General features: G+C 68.7%; 2 protein-coding genes. Both read left to right on the plus strand.

What is annotated here, in order from left to right:
* Positions 1 to 881: UDP-N-acetylglucosamine 2-epimerase (neuC, locus tag J7E68_RS17095; protein ID WP_215174613.1), on the plus strand; the 881-nt coding region annotated here is incomplete at its 5' end.
* The coding region (locus J7E68_RS17100; protein ID WP_215174615.1) for an N-acetylneuraminate synthase family protein at positions 878 to 1,331 on the plus strand (454 nt) is incomplete at its 3' end. The genes neuC and J7E68_RS17100, both read left to right, overlap by 4 nt.

Genomic DNA, 1,331 nt, shown 5'->3' on the forward strand with positions numbered 1-1,331 from the left:
CCGACGTCCTCGTGGTGCTGGGCGATCGGCTCGAGGCGTTCGCCGCGGCGACCGCGGCCACGATCCTCTCGGTACCGGTCGCTCACGTGCATGGCGGAGAGCTCACCGAGGGTGCCATGGATGACGCGCTCCGCCATTCGATCACCAAGATGTCGTACCTTCATTTCGCCTCGACCGAGCAGCATCGTCGCCGCGTGATCCAGCTGGGGGAGGAGCCCGGGCGCGTCCACTTCCACGGAGCTCCGATCGTCGACGCGCTGGACGCGCTGCAACTCCTTCCGCGTGAGGCGGTCGCACAGCGGTTCGGCATCCGTCTGAACTCCCCGTATGCGCTGGTGACCTTCCACCCGGCGGTGATGGACGTCGACGCTCCTGAGGTCCTGCTCGACGAGCTCCTCTCCGCACTGCTGGACGTCGACCACCTCCACATCGTGATCACGGGCTCGAACTCGGACATCGGAACCGCGGACGTCCGCCAGCGCATCGCCGACTTCGTCGCGGCGAATCCCGACCGCGTCGACTTCGTGGAGTCCTTCGGGCAGCTGGGGTACCTCAGCGCGATGGCGTCGGCCGCCGTCGTCGCCGGCAACTCATCCAGCACGGTGCTCGAGGCGCCGGTGCTCGGCATCCCGTCCGTCCTCATCGGCGATCGACAGAAGGGCCGTCCGCTCGCGTCCAGCGTGCGCTCGCCGGTGCCGACGCGTGGCGCCATCGCCGATGCGCTGCGCGCAGCGATCGCGGGTGAGGCACCCGGCCCGGACGCGGCGATCTTCGGCACGCCCGGGTTCGCGGCGCGCACGACCGCGACGCTCCGCGACGCCTCGATACCGAGGCCGCCGCGCAAGAAGTTCCATGACATCGAGGAGGTATCGGGAGAATGACTGAATCTGTGTTCGTCATCGCCGAAGCAGGCGTGAATCACAACGGATCCCTCGCCACGGCGGAGGAACTCGTCGACCTGGCGGCATCCGCCGGCGCCGACGCGGTGAAGTTCCAGACCTTCTCGGCCGACAACCTGGCGCTCGAGAGTGCGGCCCTCGCCGACTATCAGCGCGCCTCCGATGACGATCGCCGGTCGCAGCACGATCTGCTCCGTCAACTCGAGCTCACGCACGAGGAGTTCCGCAGTCTCCGCGATCGCTGCGAGTCGCGGGGCATCCAGTTCCTGTCGACCGCGTTCGATGTGGCGGGTCTGGACTTCCTCGTGTCGGAGCTCGGGATCCCGATCGTCAAGATCGCATCGGGCGACCTGACCTTCGCCCCCCTCCTCGTCGCCCCCGGGCGCTCAGGGCCGCCCGTGACCCTGTTCACCGGGTTGGCCGAGCCCACGG

The organism is Microbacterium sp. ISL-103, assembly GCF_018613995.1.
Classification (GTDB): domain Bacteria; phylum Actinomycetota; class Actinomycetes; order Actinomycetales; family Microbacteriaceae; genus Microbacterium.